Here is a 15,451-nt window from a genome sequence, read left to right as displayed (position 1 = left end):
AGCAGGACGTCGTCGGCGACGATCACGCGCATGGGAGCTCAGCTTGGAGCCGCGTCGGTTCGACCGTCAGTCGGCCATCCAGCGCGCCGACCCGGTCGGCCAGCTGGACCATCGCGGCGGTGCGCTGGGTGCCGTCGTCCTCCACCGTGACCACCAGCCGTCCACCGGTTCGAACAGCGCTGACGCTTGCGTGGCTGGCGTCCCGGCCGGCGGCGTCGTCAAGCGCCTCGGCGACCAGGAGATAGGCGGCGGTCTCCAGCGCAGCCGGATACCGCCCCTCGGCCGCGGCGCGGATCTGGACCGGCAGGGGGGCCGCGTCGGCCAGGGTCGCCAAGGCCGGTGCAAGGCCCGCCTCGGCCAGGATGGCCGGGTAGATCCCGTGGGCCAGCCCTCGGAGCTCGCCCAGGGCCGCCTGCGCGTGGCCGGTCGCCTCGGCGAGCAGCGATCCGGTCTGCGAGTCGCCGTCGGCGTGGGCGCCGGCGCGGGCGAGCCGGAGGTCGTAGGAGAGGGCCAGCAGGCGCTGCTGGGCGCCGTCGTGCAGGTCGCGTTCCAGCCGGCGCCGCTCGGCGTCGCCCGTCTCGACGATGCGGACGCGGGAGGCTCGCAGGTCCTCGAGCTGAGCGAGCGCCTCGGCCTGCAACCGTTCGTTTTCCAGCGCGAGCCGGACGGCGGCGCCGATCTCGCGCTCCAGGTCGGGCAGCGCTGCGGTGTGGGAGACGACCGCGATCCGGCGGCCGTCCCGAACCAGCGCGGTGACCGCGCGGCCGGGTGCGGCGACGGGCTCGGCGACCGGCCGGCCGTTGGCGTCCACATGGCGCTGGGTGTCAGGCAGCCAATAGGCGATCTTGAGCCCGGGATCGCCAACAGCCCGGGCGAGCGCGGCCTCCAGGAACCCGGGTGGGGGCGCCTGGCCAAGGCTGGTCGCGATCCGGGCGACGGCGCGGCGCTGGACCCGGGTGCGGACGGCCGTCCACGCCAGCCCCGCGACGAGCAGGATCGCCGCGGCGCACCCGATGGTGAAGCTCGTGCGAAAGGCCGGGTCGGACGGGTCTTCCAGCGGCATCCGCAGGAGGACGATCGCGTGCGCGATGACCGCAGCCGCAAGCAGGATTGCTGGCAGGGCGACCGGCAGCAGCGCGCGGCGAGCCGGCCCCGAGTCCCGCAGGAGCCGCCACCCGCAGACCATCACCAGCGCGGCCGCGGCAGCCGCGGTGAACCAGCGGTCCGCCACCTCGATCCCGTGCGTAAGCCGCGGGAACGACCGCAGCAGGAATACGTTGTCGGTGCAGTTGGCCCAGCAGTTGGGGTCGAAGAAGGGGTCCCGGAAGAGCGCTCGGCCGAGCGCGGCGAGCGCGGCTTCCAGGTAGACGGCCGACACCAAGGCACGGGCGACCGCCCCGCGGAGCCGGCCGCTCGGGTAGGCGACCACCAGGTGCAGCAGCAGCGGGAAGGCGAATCCGGCGGCGAGCATGCCGAGGCTCCGGACCAGCGGGGGTCCCTTGTCCCAGCCGACCCAGACGGGTGCGAACCAGACCAGACCGGCGAGTACGGCCAGGTCGCCGATCCGCCCTGCCGGGTGGGTGAAGGAGGTGACCAGGCCGGCCACGACCAGCGCGAGACCCGCTGCGACGGTGAGCGTGGCGATCAGGCTGGAGCGTCCGGCGTAGGTGGTGAACCTGCCAGGGCCCTGCGCGATGGCGAGAGCGCCCAGGCCGACGGCGAGCGCGGCCGGCCCGGCGGCCAGCCGCGCCAAGTTCGCCCGTTGGATCAAGACAGCTGTCATCGCGCGATTGTGGCATGCCGCACGTGGCGCGGAACCGTGCTGGCCACAGTCCAAGCCTGGGGCAGGCCACGATGTGCCCGGCTCCGCCGACTCCTAGCGTCCCCCTCGACCCTCGATGAAAGGAGTGGGACCATGCACTGGATGAAAGGCCGAGCCTGGCTCGCGACTGTTGCCCTCGCCGTGATCGCGGCGGTCGTGGCGGGGGGCTGCAGCGGTGGGGGGGGACGCGGCGACAAGGCCGGCGGCGCCGGTGAGCCGGTGGTGCTGCGGATGGCCAACGCCTACGGCGACCTGAACGATGTCCCTGCGGTCCAGTACTTCGTGTCCCAAGTCAAGGAGCGTTCTGGTGGCAACGTTCGCATCCAGCTCGTAAGTCCCTGGGGTGACTACGCCACCGACGCCGAGCAGCAGGTCGTGCGGGCCGTGGCCACCGGCAAGGCCGACCTCGGCTGGTCGGGAACACGAGTCTTCGACACGATGGGCATCACCAGCTTCCAGGCGCTGCAGGCGCCGATGCTGATCGACAGCTACGGCCTCGAGCACGCCGTCCTCGCAAGTGACATCCCAGGCCAGATGCTGCAGGGCTTGAGCAAGGTCGGCGTGCGCGGCCTCGGGGTCCTCGCCGACGGCCTGCGCAGGCCGATCGCCGTCAAGCACCCCATGCTCGGCGCGGCGGACTGGCGCGGGATCACCTTCGGTACCCTCAAGTCGCAGGGCCAGGCCCAGGCGATCCGGGCCCTCGGCGCGACCCCGATGGAGGTCTTCCGACGCTCGCGTAACCAGGCGCTCATGGACGGCAAGCTCCAGGGGTTCGAGATGAGCCTCCTCGTCTACGAGCGCAACGCCCTGGCGCATCCCGCCCCGTATGTGACCGCGAACGTCACCCTGTGGCCGCAGATGGACGTCCTCCTCGCCAATCCCGGCCGCCTCGCCGCGCTGACCCAGCAGCAGCGAGGATGGCTCCAGCAATCGGCCCGAGACGCCGCGGGCCGCTCGGTCGCTCTCGCCGACCGCGACGTCCAGAGCCTCAAGAACAGCTGCCAGTCGGGCGCCCGCTTCGCCAACGCCTCCCCGGCCGACCTGGCATCGTTGCGCAAGGCCTTCGCCCCCGTCGCTGCGAGCCTCGAGCAGGACCCCCAGACGAAGGCGTTCATCCAACAGATCCGGGCGCTGAAGCGGTCCACCCCGGCTGGAGCGCCGCTGGCCATCCCGGCCGGCTGCACCGGCAGGGCGCCCGAGCAACCCGCCGGGAACACGGGGACGGCACCCACCGATCTCAACGGCACCTACCGCTACGTGCTCACCAAGGAGGACGCCCAGAAGGCCGGGGACACCGAGGATGTGTATCCGCAGGTCACTACGGTGAAACTGGAAGACGGTCAGGTGGAAGGCGGCTGCTTCGGCCAAGGCGTCACCTACTCGGTCACCGGCGACCGGATCACATTCAACGCCCCCGAATACGGCTACAGCACGACCTTCACCTTCTCGGCGGACGACGAGGGCAACCTCCACCTCACGCCCGTCCCCCCGATGGACCGGGGCGACGCGTTCCAGTGCTCGTACAAGGCTTGGACGAAGATCGGCTGACACTCGCCGCGTGAGCTCACCGCGCCTCGCCGCCGAGGGGGATCTCGGCGGCGAGGCGCGTCCCGTGCCCGGGAACGCTTTCCACCCGGAGCGTCCCGCCGAAGGTCTCGACCCGGTCGGCGAGCCCCCGCAGGCCCGATCCGCGCCCAGGGTCGGCCCCGCCAACGCCGTCGTCTGCGATCTCGACCCTGAGCCGGTCTTCGCTGGCCGTGACGGCAACGGCGACGTGGGCGGCGGCGGCGTGCTTGGCGACGTTGGCGAGGGCTTCGGCGCAGACGAAGTAGGCGGCCACCGCGACCCGCTGGGGCAGCTGGCTGCTTGCGACGTTGATGTCGACCGGGAGAGGGAGGTCCTTCGCCAGGGCCGCCAGCGCGTCCGCCAGCCCATGCTCGGAAAGCACGCGCGGGTGCAGCCCGTGTGCCAGCCGGCGCAGCTCCTCCAGCGTTCGTACAAGCTGATCCTGGGCGTGGGCGATCTGGTCCCTGGTCTGCTCGCCGGAGGCCGATCCTTGGCTGCGGCGCAGGGTCGCCGCCAGCTTCCCAAGCCGAGCCTCGGCCCCGTCGTGTAGGCGACGCTCCAGCCGCCGGCGTTCCTCATCCCGTGCCGCAAGGATCCGTCGACGCGAGGCTGCAAGCTCCACGACCCGGGCCTGCACCTCGGCCTGGAGCCGAGCGTTGGAGGCTGCGAGCTGGGCGGCGGAGGTGACCGCCTCCAGCAGCCCCAAGTCCTCCAGCACGGCCGGGTCGTGGACCAGGACGGCGACCGGCCGACCCTCACGCTCCACGACAGTCACCGAACGCCCCGAACCGGGACCGGGCAGGGAGAGCACGCGGCCCTCGGCATCGACGAACACGCCCCGGTCGGGAAGCCAGTAGCCGATCGCAAGGGACGGGTCGCCGAGCGCCCGTGACAGCTCCCCGCGAAGCGTGCCGGAGCGGGCCTCGCCGAGCTCGACGACCAGGTCGGTGACGGCCGCCCGCTGCCATGGGGCGACCAGCAGACCTGCCAGTAGACCTCCGGCAAGGACGCAGAGCGCCAGCTCGTACACAAGCAGCGACGGGCCGCTGACCTCCTCCGGCGGCAGCAGCAGGCGAGCCGCTGCGGTTCCCGCAAGCACCAGGCTCAGCCCGGCGGCGGCCTGCAGCCCGATCAGGCGGGCCCGTCGGGGCTGACCGACCGACCGAACGTGGTCGCGGGCGCAGACAGCCACCAGCAGCCCGGCCAGCAGGATGGTGACGCCCGCGCTCCGCCAGATCGGGGTGATGACCGCCACCGCGTAGCCGACCGCGACGGCTCCTCGGACAGGTCGCGACCCTGGCCGCCCGGATGGGTAGGTGAGCACCAGCTGCACAAGGGGCCCGCGGTGCAGGTACACCAGGTGCGCCGCCCCCCAAGCCACCGCCGGCACACCGACATTGGCGAAGTTGCCCAGGAACCAGGTGAAGCCGGTCGCCGCCATCAGCGGGCCGGTGCGGCTCTCCGGCCGCCGCCTCGAAGCGACGAGCCCGCAGCCGATGAAGCTCCAGCCGACGGCCAGATCAGGGATCCAGTGGCGCGGGTCGCCCCATCCGAACCCGACCCGCTCGGCGGTGAGGCCGAGCACACCGCCGGCCAGCAAGACCAGGCCAAGCCGCCACATCGTCGCCTTCAGCCGATCAATGCGGCAAGCGCCTCCCCGGACAGCCCGCTCTTGGGGATGAACCCCCGCGCAGGCGTCGCTCGGAGGCGGGGCCCATAGGCCGCCGCGTCACGGCTGGAGATCAGCACGACTGCAGGTGAAGCCGGCGCCGCGGCGAGCTGCTCGGCCACGGCGAGGCCGTCGAGATCCGGCAGCTGAATGTCGAGCAGAACGATCTCGGGCCGCAGGACGGCGACGGCCTCCACGGCCCCCTCCCCGTCCGCCGCCTCACCGATGACGTCGAAGCCTTCGGCCTGCAGCAACGCCCGAGCCGACGCACGGAACGCGGCATGGTCGTCGACGATGAGCACGGTTGGACGCATGCCGCTGATCGTCCCACATGCCACTCCTGGCCCACACTGTGGCCAGCACCAGTCCTCGCGGTCGGGAGCCGCCCCGGCTACACCCAGCGTCGATTGCCGGCAACGCACGCATCGTCGCACCGGCTCGAGCCGCCCAGCACTATGGCCAGCCGCAGTCCGGTTGCCGCAGAGACTGCGGCCACCCCCGATGTTTCGGCGGGCCGAGCGCCCCAGCCTTGTCGCTGGAAGCTGCGGGCTGAGTTGCAGAAGGGAGTGGCGACGAGCACCCGACGGTGGCGACCGACACGTGAAGGCTCCGGTCACCAAGTGACAGACCCAGGCGCGAATTGGCAAACCACCGGGGACGACTGCGGTTCGTGCGCCGTCGCACCAAGGGTGGGTGGTTTCACCTCTCGGGGGGGTCGTTGCCACCCCTTGGGCTCCTAGTCGCACCCGCCCCAGGCTCGCGAAGCTGTGGGTCGAAGAGCTGGCAGCCGTCCAACGGAGGGAGCGGGAACCGGGCGGACGCCAGGGAGCGAGCTGCTCTGAGGCGGGACCGCACCACCGCTTCGCTTGCCTTCGACGCGCGACGTTCTGCAGCGACGAGCCGAAAGGAGCCGGTCATGCAGCAGCTTCAGATCCAGCGGCCGCGGCCTCGACCTCGTCCCAAGCCGCTCGACCTGCGCACTCCGTCGGGACGGCCCCTGCCGTACTAGGTCGTGAGCGTCAAGGACTGCCGCGACGGGCGCGCTTGCGCGTCAGGAGCACGAGCAACCCCCCCACACCGAGCAGCGCGCCGGCGAGGGCGGCAGGCAGCCGAGAGGAAGCGCCGGTGTAGGGCAGGGTCGTGGCCCGCTTGCAGTGCGCCGGCGCTTGGGCGCGGGTGTGGGCGGCCAGCACCAGGTCGGTGCCGTTGCGGTTGTACAACGACCCCATCAGCAGCGGGTGCTTGGCCAGGTCCATGGGGAACTCGCGCGAGAAGCTGCCGGACCGGTCGGTCGTCACGGTGGTCAGGTTCGGGATCACCGGCTGCCCGGTGCGCACGTCGCGGATGTCCAGGGTCAGGGTCGTGTTGGGCTGCAGGCCCGTGGCCTCGACGTCGACGTGGTCGCAGACCGGGCAGGACATGACGAACGACTCGGCGCCGTGCGCCGGGGCGGCGAGAAGCAGGGTGAGGGCGGCCAGGCCGAGCAGCGGCATGAACCTTCGCATCAAACCTCCTGGGGCTGGAAGGCCCTCGCACGACGCTTGCGCGCAACCCAGCCCGGTGACGGCGGGAGAGCAGCGTTGTGCTCTGAGGTGCCGGGTTTGTTGTGGACCGGTGAGTGGCAGATGGCGGAGTGGACGCGGAGTGGACGCGGCCAACGGCGGAGGATAGCCGGACCGGGCCTTCCAGGCAAATTCATGCTGCTCGCTGCCTGACGGGCCAAGCTGGACGATCAGGCAACTCAGCGCCGCGGCGACCTCCCTTGGTAGGCTCGCTGGGCACGAGGCGGGAGGACACCGCTGCGCGCCAGCCGCAGCCCGGACTGGCCCGCCAACTCACCCGCGACGACATGGAACGGCTGCACCTGGCGAGCTTGCAGGGCGCCCACACCTTGGGGCTCCACAACCAGCCTGCTCGCCTTGCTTGTCTGTTCGCATGAAGGCGCGCGACTGCAACGATGCTCGACAGCGTCACCAACTCGGGCGACTATCAGGGCAGCGACGATGCGTAGACCGCTCGCGACCCGTCGGTGAAGGGAGCTGTCGATGTCAGGGCAAGTCACGCTTACAGAACAGGAGGCTCGTGCCTTCTCCTCGCTGCTGCGCCGGGCCAGCGAGCGCCTCGAAACCTACGAGGAGCAAACCCATCAGGACCGCCGCCTGGCCGAGGAGATTCGCATCGCGGCAGACGAGTTGGTCAACCGTCTCCGGCCTGACCAGGAAGTGACGGCCTGACCTACGGCGCTCCGACCCCTTCGGGTCGATGTGCATGCCTGTGTCGTTCACGCTGCAGCCCAGAGTCCAGAGCCTGTGGCATGCGCCGGGAGCGGTCGATGGCGGCAGAGACTGGGGGCCCGTTGGGCCAGGCCGGAACGGCCGCTCCAGCAGCACCGCCGTGGCGCGAACGGTTGACCTCCATGGTGGAATGAAGCGGCCAAACGCTTGCACTTCGACCTCGGCCCTTGACCCCGCCCGGGACTCCCCATGCTGTGTGGACGGCGCGAGGAACGCGCCATGCTCGCCAACCTGCTCGCGGGCGCGCGCCAGGGGCGCAGCGGCGTGCTGGTGGTGCGTGGCGAGGCTGGCATCGGCAAGCACGCCCTGCTGGCCGACGCCGCCGAGCAGGCCGACGGGTTCCACCTGCTCCGCGCAACCGGGGTCGAGTCCGAGGTCGAGCTCCCCCTCGCCGGCGTGCAGCAGCTGCTGCGGCCGGTCGGTGACCGGCTGGACCGGCTCCCCGCCCCGCAAGCCGAGGCCCTGCGGGGCGCGTTCGGGCTGGTCGACGTCCAGGCCAACCGGTTCCTTGTCGAGCTGGGCGTGTTCAGCCTGCTGACGGTGGTGGCCGCCGAGCAGCCGCTGCTGTGCCTTGTCTCCCAGGCCCGCTGGCTGGACCCCGCCTCGGCGGATGCGCTGGTGTTTGTGGCCAGGCGGCTGGCCGCCGAGCGCGTGGTGATGCTGTTTGCCGCCCGCGACGGCGACGTGCGCCAGTTCCACGCCGGGCCTGCCCGAGCTGCGTCTTGGTGGGTTGGATCCTGCGGCCGCTGGCGAGCTGCTGGCCGCGCAGGCCGGCACGCTCGCCCCCGGGGTGCGTGACCGGCTGCTCGGCGAGGCCGGCGGCAACCCGCTGGCCCTGCTGGAGCTCCCCCGGACCCTGACCAGCCAGCAGCTCGCCGGCAGTGACCCGCTACCTGAGCGGCTGCCGCTGAGCGCCAGGCTGGCGCAGGTGTTCCTGCAGCGCGTGCGGCGGCTGCCCCAAGCGACCCAGACGCTGCTGCTGGTCGCCGCGGCCGAGGACACCGGCGAGCTGGCCACGATCCTGGCCGCCGGGGGGGTGCTGGCCGTGGACAAGGAGGCGCTGGAGCCGGCCGAGCAGGTCGGGCTGGTCCAGGTGGTGGACTCGACGCTGGCGTTTCGGCATCCGCTGGTCCGCTCGGCCATCTACCAGGCCGCCACGTTCACGGCTCGCCAGGCCGCCCACCGAGCGCTCATTGCGGTGCTCCAGGGCGGGCAGCAGGCCGAGCGGCGGGCCTGGCACCTGGCCGCGCCGCCACCCTCGCCCCTGATGAGCGCGCCGCGGCCCCGCCGCGGCCGCGGCCACGCTCGCGCGGGCCGCCGCCCTCACCCCGGAGGCGGCACCCCGGCCGCCGCCTGCACCCTGCTGCTGGAGGGGGCCAGACTCCTCCTCGATCCGGATCCCGACCAGGCGACCGAGCTGCTGGTGCTGGCCGCCCAGGCGGCACTGGCCGCGGGCGAATTGGACACCCTGGTCAACCAGATCCACCCGGTCGTCGCCCGGCTCAACGCCCACCGGCCGGGCCAGGAAGATGTCCGGGTCCAGCGGGTCGCCCGGAGCCTGGCCGCGGCCGGGCTGGTCAAGGTTCCGCCGGCCGCCATTGCCCAGGACCGGTCGGGTGAGGCGGCCACCACCTGGCCGCCCCCCGCCTTCACCTGGACCTGGCCAATGCTGATCCTCGTCGAGCCGGCTGTCGACAACGTCACCGCCGACCAGCTGTCTGCGCGGTCGGTGGAGGCCCGCCGCGCCGCCGGGACGGTCAGCGCCCTCACCGCCGCGCTGGCCAACCTGATGCTGGTCGAGGCGTCCCTGGGCCGCTGGCAACCCGCGATCAGCCACGCTACCGAGGGGCTGCGGCTGGCCAGAGAGACCGGGCAGGACACCACCGCCGGCTATTTCCTGGCCTGGCCGGCCTGGCTCGCCGCGTTCCAGGGCCGCGCCGAGGACTGCCGGCGGCTGGCCGAGGAGGCCCTCGCCATGGCGATCCCACGCCGGCTCCTGGGGGTCGCGGGGCTCGCCGCCTGGACACTGGCGAACCTGGACCTGACCGAGGGCCGCCCAGCGGCGGCCTTGGAGCGGCTGCGCGCGCTCGCCACCCCCGGGCATCCGACCGCGTACGCGCCCGTCGCGCTGCTGGCCACGGGGCAGCTGGTCGACGCGGCCGCCCAGGCTGGTGCGCTGGAGGGCATGGAGCCGTTCGTGGCCCGCTTCGAGCGCTGGGCCCAACGCGACCAGCGGACCTGGACCCTTGTGGTCGCCCGCCGCTGCCGGGCCCTGATCACCCAAGGCCCGGCAGCCGAACAGCACTACCAGGCCGCCCTGGCCGTGGAGGGCATGAGCACACGGCCGACCGAGCTGGCCCGCACCGAGCTGGCCTATGGCCAGTGGCTGCGCCGGGCCCGCCGGCGCAGCGACGCCCGGGTCCACCTGCGCACCGCCCTGGAGCTGTTCGTGCGGCTGGGCGCCGCCCCCTGGGCCGAGCGGGCCCGCGCCGAGCTGCGCGCCAGCGGCCAGACGGCCCGCACCCGCGACCCCAGCACCCGCCAGCAGCTCACCCCCCAGGAGCGGCAGGTCGCCGGACTCGCCAGCCAGGGCCTGACCAACCAGCAGATCGCCGAGCAGCTGTTCCTGAGCTCCCACACGGTCGGCTACCACCTCCACAAGCTCTACGCCAAGCTTGAGATCACCTCCCGCGCCGACCTGGCCCAGCTCGACCTGGACGACGCCGGCCACTGACCCAAACCTTCAGCAGGGCTGCAGCCTGCAGCCCTGCTGCTCAGCTACCGAGCCGCCCGGAACAGCGGGCTACCGCTCCCCGGAGCAAGCGCCCTCCTGTGGCATGCGCCTGCTGGGTCAGGCGATCGCGTGGCTGCACGCGACGCTGCCTGCCTGACCAACGGCCGGAAGGCCAGCTGGGTAGGGCCTGCCGTTGAACGCGGCCATGCTCCATGCTCTGGGCATTGGTCTGGAGTTCGACTTCGTCCTCGACGCGGCTAGCTGCCATGCTGGACACGTTGTGAACGGCTGGTTGCGTCCAGTCCTCTAGGGCTTCGGGCCTGCCAGAGCCCACACCGCGAAGGAGGACCTACAAACAGACTTCCACCTCGCGGAAGCCTGGACGTCCACGGAAACACAATGACCAGGCATGGTCCTGCCATCGAGTTCGAACCAGTTGTCGTCACACCGTACGGGAGGGGTCGCGGTGAGGCTTGGCCTGCACTACTGGAACTATTCGACGCCGTCGGATCCGACGAAGATTGCTGCGGCCTTGGCCGAGACGGCGCGGACCGCCGAGCAGGCGGGGGTTTCCTCGTTCACCGTCATGGACCACTACTTCCAGATGGAGCAAGCGGCCGCGGCCGACGAGCCGATGCTGGAGGGCTACACCACGCTGGGCTATGTCGCGGCCAAGACCGAACGGATGACCCTTGGGCTGCTCGTCACCGGCGTGATGTACCGCTACCCGGGGCTCCTCGCCAAGATCGTCACCACCCTTGACGTGCTGTCCGGTGGCCGGGCCAGGCTGGGCATCGGCGCGTCGTGGTACGAACGCGAGCAGCTCGGCCTCGGTGTGCCGGTCGTGCCGGTGGCTGAACGGTTCGAGCGTTTGGAGGAGACGCTGCAGATCTGCCTGCAGATGTGGAGCGACACCAACGGTCCGTTCCACGGCCGGCACTACCAGCTGGCCGAGACGCTGTGCGTCCCCGCCCCGATCCGTCGGCCCCATCCACCGATCCTGGTTGGCGGTGGCGGGGAGAAGAAGACGCTGCTGCTGGCGGCGCGCTACGCCGACGCCTGCAACCTGTTCGGGACCAGCCCGGACGACGTCGCGCACAAGCTCGCGGTGCTGCGCTCGCACTGTGACGCCGAAGGTCGCGACTACGACAGCATCGACAAGACCGTGCTCGCCGTACGGCCGGTCCTGGCCGACGTCGACGCGTTCATCGCCGCGGCCGGCGAGTACGCCGCGCTCGGCGTGACCGAAGTGCAGACGATGCCTGACCGGCACCCGGTCGAGTTCGCCGAGCAGATCGCCGAGCGGGTGCTGCCCAGACTCGCCGAGGTTGGCTGACTCGGACCCGAGCGTAGGTCAACGTCGGGTCTCGGCGCAGCTGCGGGCTCGGATGGCGGTGTCGCTGGGGCTAATAGACCACCTCGCCATGCGTCGTGTCGCTGCCAGGCGTGCAGCTGCCGCCGGTTCTCGGTCAGCTCGGGTTGGCCCTGCCCGCCCCACCGCCCACGCCGGCCAGGCCGGCGAGGATTCGCTCGGTGACCACCTCAACCGGGCCGACCGCGTCGACCACGACCAGGCGGCCACGATCCCGGTAGTAGTCGAGCACCGGTCGCGTCTGGGTCCTGAACACCGCAAGCCGGTGGCCGATGACGTGCTCGTCGTCGTCACCTCGCCCGCGACCCGCGAGCCGGCGCCACAGCTCGTCGTCAGGAACCTTCAGATAGCAGGCGGCGTCGAGCGCGGCGCCGCGCGCGGCCAGGTGGCGGTCCAGGGCCTGGGCTTGGCCGATGGTGCGGGGGAAGCCGTCGAGCACGAAGCCGCCCGCGCAGTCGGGCTGGTCGAGCCGCTCCAGCACCAGCGGGGGTCACCAGCCGGTCGGGTACCAGGTCACCACGGTCGAGGAACGCAAGGGCCTGCCTCCCGAGCTGGGTCGCATCGGCGGCGTGGCGCCGCAGGAGCTCGCCGACGTGGATGGCTGGCACCCGCAGGTGATCCGCGATCCGGGCGGCCTGGGTCCCCTTTCCGGACCCGGGCGGGCCAAGGAGCACAAGTCGCATCGCTTCCACGTAACCCTGCCTTGCTGGGGTGGTCCGTCGGGTTGAATACCACCTCGGACTCGGAACAGCTACGGGTGCAGCGCGACCCTCGCGCGGTGGCCCAGCACGCAGACGAGCAACCGCACGGTCCGCGGGCACCGGGCGAGGTGAACTTCTACCTTTGTGCCTGGGTTACGGTACGGTCGACGCTTCCTAGCCTGCGCGTCCTGTTCGATCGCTCAGGTCGGGACCGAGTGCTACCGTCCTCGCTCAGCTCTGGCGGGTCGGAGTCCAGGTGAGGTGGCCGGGGGTCGCGGACCACTTCTATGGTCGCGGCCCGCCCTGGTGGTAGTCGTGGGCGAAGGGGGTGGTGATCGTGTGTACCACGGAGCCGGCGCAGCTCTCGGAGACGCCCGACCTCTTCGGGGCGTTTCCGCGGCTGAGCGAGCCGCAGATCCAGGCCCTCGCCACGCGCGGCGAGCGGCGGAGCACCCAAGAAGGCGAGGTCCTCTACCGGGAGGGCGACGAGGGCTACGACTTCTTCGTGATCCTCAAGGGAAGGCGGCGGTCGTCGAAGGGTACACGGGCGACGAGCGCGTGATTGCCGTCCACGGCCCCGGCCGCTTCCTCGGTGAGCTGAGCCTGCTCACCGGTCAGGCGGCGTTCACCACGGCGGTGGTGCGCGCAGCGGGCGCGGTGCTGGTCGTGGGGGTGGACCGCCTTCGCGAGCTGGTCACCCAGGACGAGACGCTCGGGGACCTGATTCTGCGAGCCTTTCTGATCCGCCGCTCCCTCCTCATTGAAGCCGAGGCCGGCCTCAGGATCGTGGGTTCGCCCTACTCGGCGGACACCAGACGCTTGCGCGAGTTCGCCGCCCGCAACCGGCTGCCGCACAAGTTCATCGACCTGGAGAAGGACGAGGATGCCGAGACGCTGCTGCGCGAGCTGGGTGTCAAGCCGGAGGAGACGCCGATCGTGATCTGGGACGGCCGGCGGGTGCTGCGCAACCCGAGCAACGCGGAGCTGGCCGGTACCATCGGCCTGCCTGTCCCGAGCACCGACGAGATCGTCTGCGACCTGTTGGTCGTCGGCGCCGGACCGGCCGGCCTCGCCGCCGCCGTCTATGGCGCCTCGGAGGGCCTGACGACAGTCGCGATCGACGCGGTGGCGACCGGGGGTCAGGCCGGCACCTCCCCGCGGATCGAGAACTACCTGGGCTTCCCGGCGGGGATCTCGGGCGCGGAGCTGGCCGAGCGTGCGGTCATCCAGGCGGAGAAGTTCGGCGCGCGCATCGGCCGTGCCGGCCGAGGCGACCGCCCTCGAGCGGCGCGACGGGTACCACGTCGTCCGACTCGACGACGAGACGACGATCCACGGCCGCATGGTGGTGATCGCCACCGGCGTCCGCTACCGCAAGCTCGACGTGCCCCGCCTCGAGCAGCTCGAGGGGACCAGCATCTACTACGCCGCGACCCTGGTGGAGGCGCAGCTGTGCCGCAACGACCCGGTGGCGGTGGTGGGCGGGGGCAACTCCGCCGGACAGGCGGCAGTCTTCCTTGCCCGGCACGCGCCGCGCGTCCACCTGGTGGCGCGCGAGGATGACCTCGGCGAGAACATGTCGCGCTACCTGGTCGACCGGATCCAGCGCACCCCGGCGATCGAGATCTTGCTGCATACCGAGGTCCGCGAGCTGGTCGGGGACAAGCGGCTCAAGGCGATCGTGGTGGAGGACAACCGCACCGCGGAGCGCCGCACGCTGGAGGCACGCGCCTTGTTCGTCTTCATCGGCGCGGAGCCCCATGCGCGCTGGCTGGGCGACCAGCTCGCGCTCGACGACCGAGGCTACATCCTCACCGGACCTGATGCGGAGCGCCCCGCGGGCGACGGCTTGCGGCAGGCCGATGCTGGCCGACCGTTGCCACTCGAGACCAGCCGGCCAGGCGTATTCGCCGCGGGCGACGTGCGGAGCGGGTCGATCAAGCGGGTGGCCTCGGCCGTCGGCGAGGGCGCCATGGCCGTCCGCCTGGTGCACGAGTACTTCGAGCAGGTCGGGGGCCCGGCCGGCCCGTAGACGGCGCACTCTGCCGTTCAGACGGCCTCGCCGGCCAGCATCTCCGCTAGCAGGCGCCTCGGTTCCTTCAGGGAGCGCCCGCGCGGCCTGCCCCACGGGTCCTTGCCGCCCTCCACGCGCTCCGGGATCGTCCGGATCGTGAAGCGCTCAGGGCGGAGGCCCTCCTGCTCCATTTCGCTCCAGTCCAGCGGCGTGGCGACCGGGGCACCCGCTCGCGCTCTCACCGCATACGGGGCCACGGCGTGCTGCGCGTAGGCGTTCCGCATGATGTCGATGAACAGCCGGCCGCTCCGCCTACCCTTGCGCTGCTCCATCGTGAACCCCTCGGGGTCGCGTGCCGCCAGCAGCTCGCCCACTCCCCGGGCGAACTCCCTCACCGCGCCGAAATCGGTCCGCCGGTCCAGCGGGACCATCACGTGGATCCCCTTGCCGCCCGTCGTCTTCGGGAACCCCGGCAGGCCCAGATCCTCCAACAGCCCCTTCAGCGTCAGCGCGGCACGGCGTGCCTCCGCGAACTTCCCCTCCGGTGGGTCAAGGTCGAAGATCATCTGGTCTGGGTGCTGGGGGCGGTCCACCCGCGACAGCCACACATGCGGCGTGATGCACGCCTGGTCGGCCAGGTACACCAGCGTCGCCGCGTTGTCGCACAAGATCTGCGTCAAGCTGCCCCGCTGCTTCCCGATCCTGGCGGTGTGGACCCACTGCGGAACCGAGCCGTTCACGTTCTTGTGGAAGAAGCGCTGCCCGTTCAGCCCGTCCGGATACCGCTCCATCGCCACCGGCCGGCCGCGCACGTGCGGAAGCATCGCCGGGGCGACGCGCGCGTAGTACTCGGCCAGGTCCAGCTTGGTAATCCCGTCGTCGGGGAACAGGACCTTATTGGGGCGAGCGATCTGGACCGTCCACCGCCCCGCTCGCACGGTGGCGCGATCGGCGCCGCGGCCATCACTTCCGCCCGTTCCACGCTTGCCCTGCCCGCTCAAGGCGCCTCCTTTCTCATCCGCCGGCCGCTCCCGCACCACCTCGCGCGCCGCCGGGGCTTGGTCGTTCTGGAGGCCTCTCCCTCTGTGCCGCCAACTCCTGGATGGTCTTCCCCGAGACCACCGAACGCGGCTGGGTGATGACCGGGTCGCGACGGGGGTCGGCGCCCTCGTCGTTCATCTTGACGAGCAGCCACCACGGCTTCTTGCCGCCGCCGACGCGCGTGAGGGCGAACCCTCCCCGCAACTTCTCGCCCTCCAGCCAGAACTTCACGTGCCCT

At 71.7% G+C, this 15,451-nt stretch carries 12 protein-coding genes and 2 pseudogenes; 6 read left to right on the top strand and 8 right to left on the bottom strand.

Features of this window, described 5'->3' with window-relative positions; all coding sequences use genetic code 11:
• Window positions 1-22 precede the first annotated feature (22 nt).
• Window positions 23-1,783, bottom strand: coding sequence for a histidine kinase (locus VG276_19640; GenBank protein HEV8651544.1), 1,761 nt, complete (start codon window positions 1,781-1,783; stop codon window positions 23-25).
• Window positions 1,784-1,915: 132 nt separating this feature from the next.
• On the opposite strand from VG276_19640, the gene dctP reads away from it, so the two are divergent.
• Window positions 1,916-3,370 (top strand): TRAP transporter substrate-binding protein DctP, encoded by a 1,455-nt coding sequence (dctP, locus tag VG276_19635; protein ID HEV8651543.1) that lies wholly within the window; start codon window positions 1,916-1,918, stop codon window positions 3,368-3,370.
• A 16-nt stretch (window positions 3,371-3,386) separates the two neighbouring features.
• On the opposite strand, the gene VG276_19630 is transcribed toward dctP, so the two are convergent.
• From VG276_19630 to VG276_19620, 3 genes are all read right to left on the bottom strand, one after another.
• Entirely contained in the window at window positions 3,387-5,009 is a 1,623-nt protein-coding gene (locus VG276_19630) for an ATP-binding protein (GenBank protein HEV8651542.1), read from the bottom strand.
• Window positions 5,010-5,017: 8 nt separating this feature from the next.
• Window positions 5,018-5,359 carry a response regulator transcription factor gene (locus VG276_19625; protein ID HEV8651541.1) on the bottom strand — a complete coding sequence of 114 codons (342 nt, stop codon included), beginning with the start codon at window positions 5,357-5,359 and terminating at the stop codon, window positions 5,018-5,020.
• A 717-nt stretch (window positions 5,360-6,076) separates the two neighbouring features.
• Window positions 6,077-6,562, bottom strand: a complete 486-nt coding sequence (locus VG276_19620) for an LPXTG cell wall anchor domain-containing protein (GenBank protein HEV8651540.1) — start codon at window positions 6,560-6,562, stop codon at window positions 6,077-6,079.
• A gap of 540 nt (window positions 6,563-7,102) precedes the next feature.
• Here VG276_19620 and VG276_19615 point away from each other — a divergent pair.
• The 4 genes from VG276_19615 (at window position 7,103) to VG276_19600 (ending at window position 11,421) form a co-directional block, all read left to right on the top strand.
• Window positions 7,103-7,291 (top strand): hypothetical protein, encoded by a 189-nt coding sequence (locus VG276_19615; GenBank protein ID HEV8651539.1) that lies wholly within the window; start codon window positions 7,103-7,105, stop codon window positions 7,289-7,291.
• Between the two features lie 249 nt (window positions 7,292-7,540).
• On the top strand, window positions 7,541-8,149 hold the full coding sequence (locus VG276_19610) for an ATP-binding protein (GenBank protein ID HEV8651538.1): 609 nt from the start codon (window positions 7,541-7,543) through the stop codon (window positions 8,147-8,149).
• Window positions 8,082-10,085: a helix-turn-helix transcriptional regulator gene (locus VG276_19605; protein ID HEV8651537.1), complete on the top strand. Its 2,004-nt coding sequence runs from the start codon at window positions 8,082-8,084 to the stop codon at window positions 10,083-10,085. The genes VG276_19610 and VG276_19605 overlap by 68 nt, the downstream gene beginning before the upstream one ends.
• Before the next feature lie 466 nt (window positions 10,086-10,551).
• On the top strand, window positions 10,552-11,421 hold the full coding sequence (locus VG276_19600; GenBank protein HEV8651536.1) for an LLM class F420-dependent oxidoreductase: 870 nt from the start codon (window positions 10,552-10,554) through the stop codon (window positions 11,419-11,421).
• A 133-nt stretch (window positions 11,422-11,554) separates the two neighbouring features.
• Here VG276_19600 and VG276_19595 read toward each other — a convergent pair whose 3' ends face one another.
• Together VG276_19595 and VG276_19590 are read right to left on the bottom strand one after the other, a co-directional pair.
• A complete protein-coding gene (locus VG276_19595) occupies window positions 11,555-11,938 on the bottom strand; it encodes a nucleoside monophosphate kinase (GenBank protein ID HEV8651535.1) in 384 nt (127 codons plus the stop codon).
• A gap of 67 nt (window positions 11,939-12,005) precedes the next feature.
• Window positions 12,006-12,140: pseudogene (locus VG276_19590) on the bottom strand (nucleoside monophosphate kinase).
• 355 nt (window positions 12,141-12,495) lie between these two features.
• Here VG276_19590 and VG276_19585 point away from each other — a divergent pair.
• Window positions 12,496-14,190: pseudogene (locus VG276_19585) on the top strand (FAD-dependent oxidoreductase).
• Window positions 14,191-14,207: 17 nt separating this feature from the next.
• Here VG276_19585 and ligD read toward each other — a convergent pair.
• Together ligD and VG276_19575 are read right to left on the bottom strand one after the other, a co-directional pair.
• The gene (gene ligD, locus VG276_19580) at window positions 14,208-15,173 is read right to left on the bottom strand and encodes a non-homologous end-joining DNA ligase (protein HEV8651534.1); all 966 of its coding nucleotides are present in this window, start codon (window positions 15,171-15,173) and stop codon (window positions 14,208-14,210) included.
• A gap of 13 nt (window positions 15,174-15,186) precedes the next feature.
• On the bottom strand, window positions 15,187-15,451 hold a 265-nt coding region (locus VG276_19575), incomplete at its 5' end, for a hypothetical protein (protein HEV8651533.1).

The sequence above is a fragment of the Actinomycetes bacterium genome (assembly GCA_036000965.1).
In the GTDB taxonomy this organism is placed as follows: domain Bacteria; phylum Actinomycetota; class CALGFH01; order CALGFH01; family CALGFH01; genus DASYUT01.
The sequence above is the reverse complement of the archived record's forward strand: the minus strand, read 5'-3'. Positions and strand labels throughout refer to the sequence as shown.

Coding starts and splice junctions, on each gene's coding strand:
- VG276_19640 (HEV8651544.1), bottom strand. CDS start 1,783: ATGACAGCTGTCTTGATCCAACGGGCGAACTTGGCGCGGCTGGCCGCC.
- dctP (HEV8651543.1), top strand. CDS start 1,916: ATGCACTGGATGAAAGGCCGAGCCTGGCTCGCGACTGTTGCCCTCGCC.
- VG276_19630 (HEV8651542.1), bottom strand. CDS start 5,009: ATGTGGCGGCTTGGCCTGGTCTTGCTGGCCGGCGGTGTGCTCGGCCTC.
- VG276_19620 (HEV8651540.1), bottom strand. CDS start 6,562: ATGCGAAGGTTCATGCCGCTGCTCGGCCTGGCCGCCCTCACCCTGCTT.
- VG276_19615 (HEV8651539.1), top strand. CDS start 7,103: ATGTCAGGGCAAGTCACGCTTACAGAACAGGAGGCTCGTGCCTTCTCC.
- VG276_19610 (HEV8651538.1), top strand. CDS start 7,541: ATGCTGTGTGGACGGCGCGAGGAACGCGCCATGCTCGCCAACCTGCTC.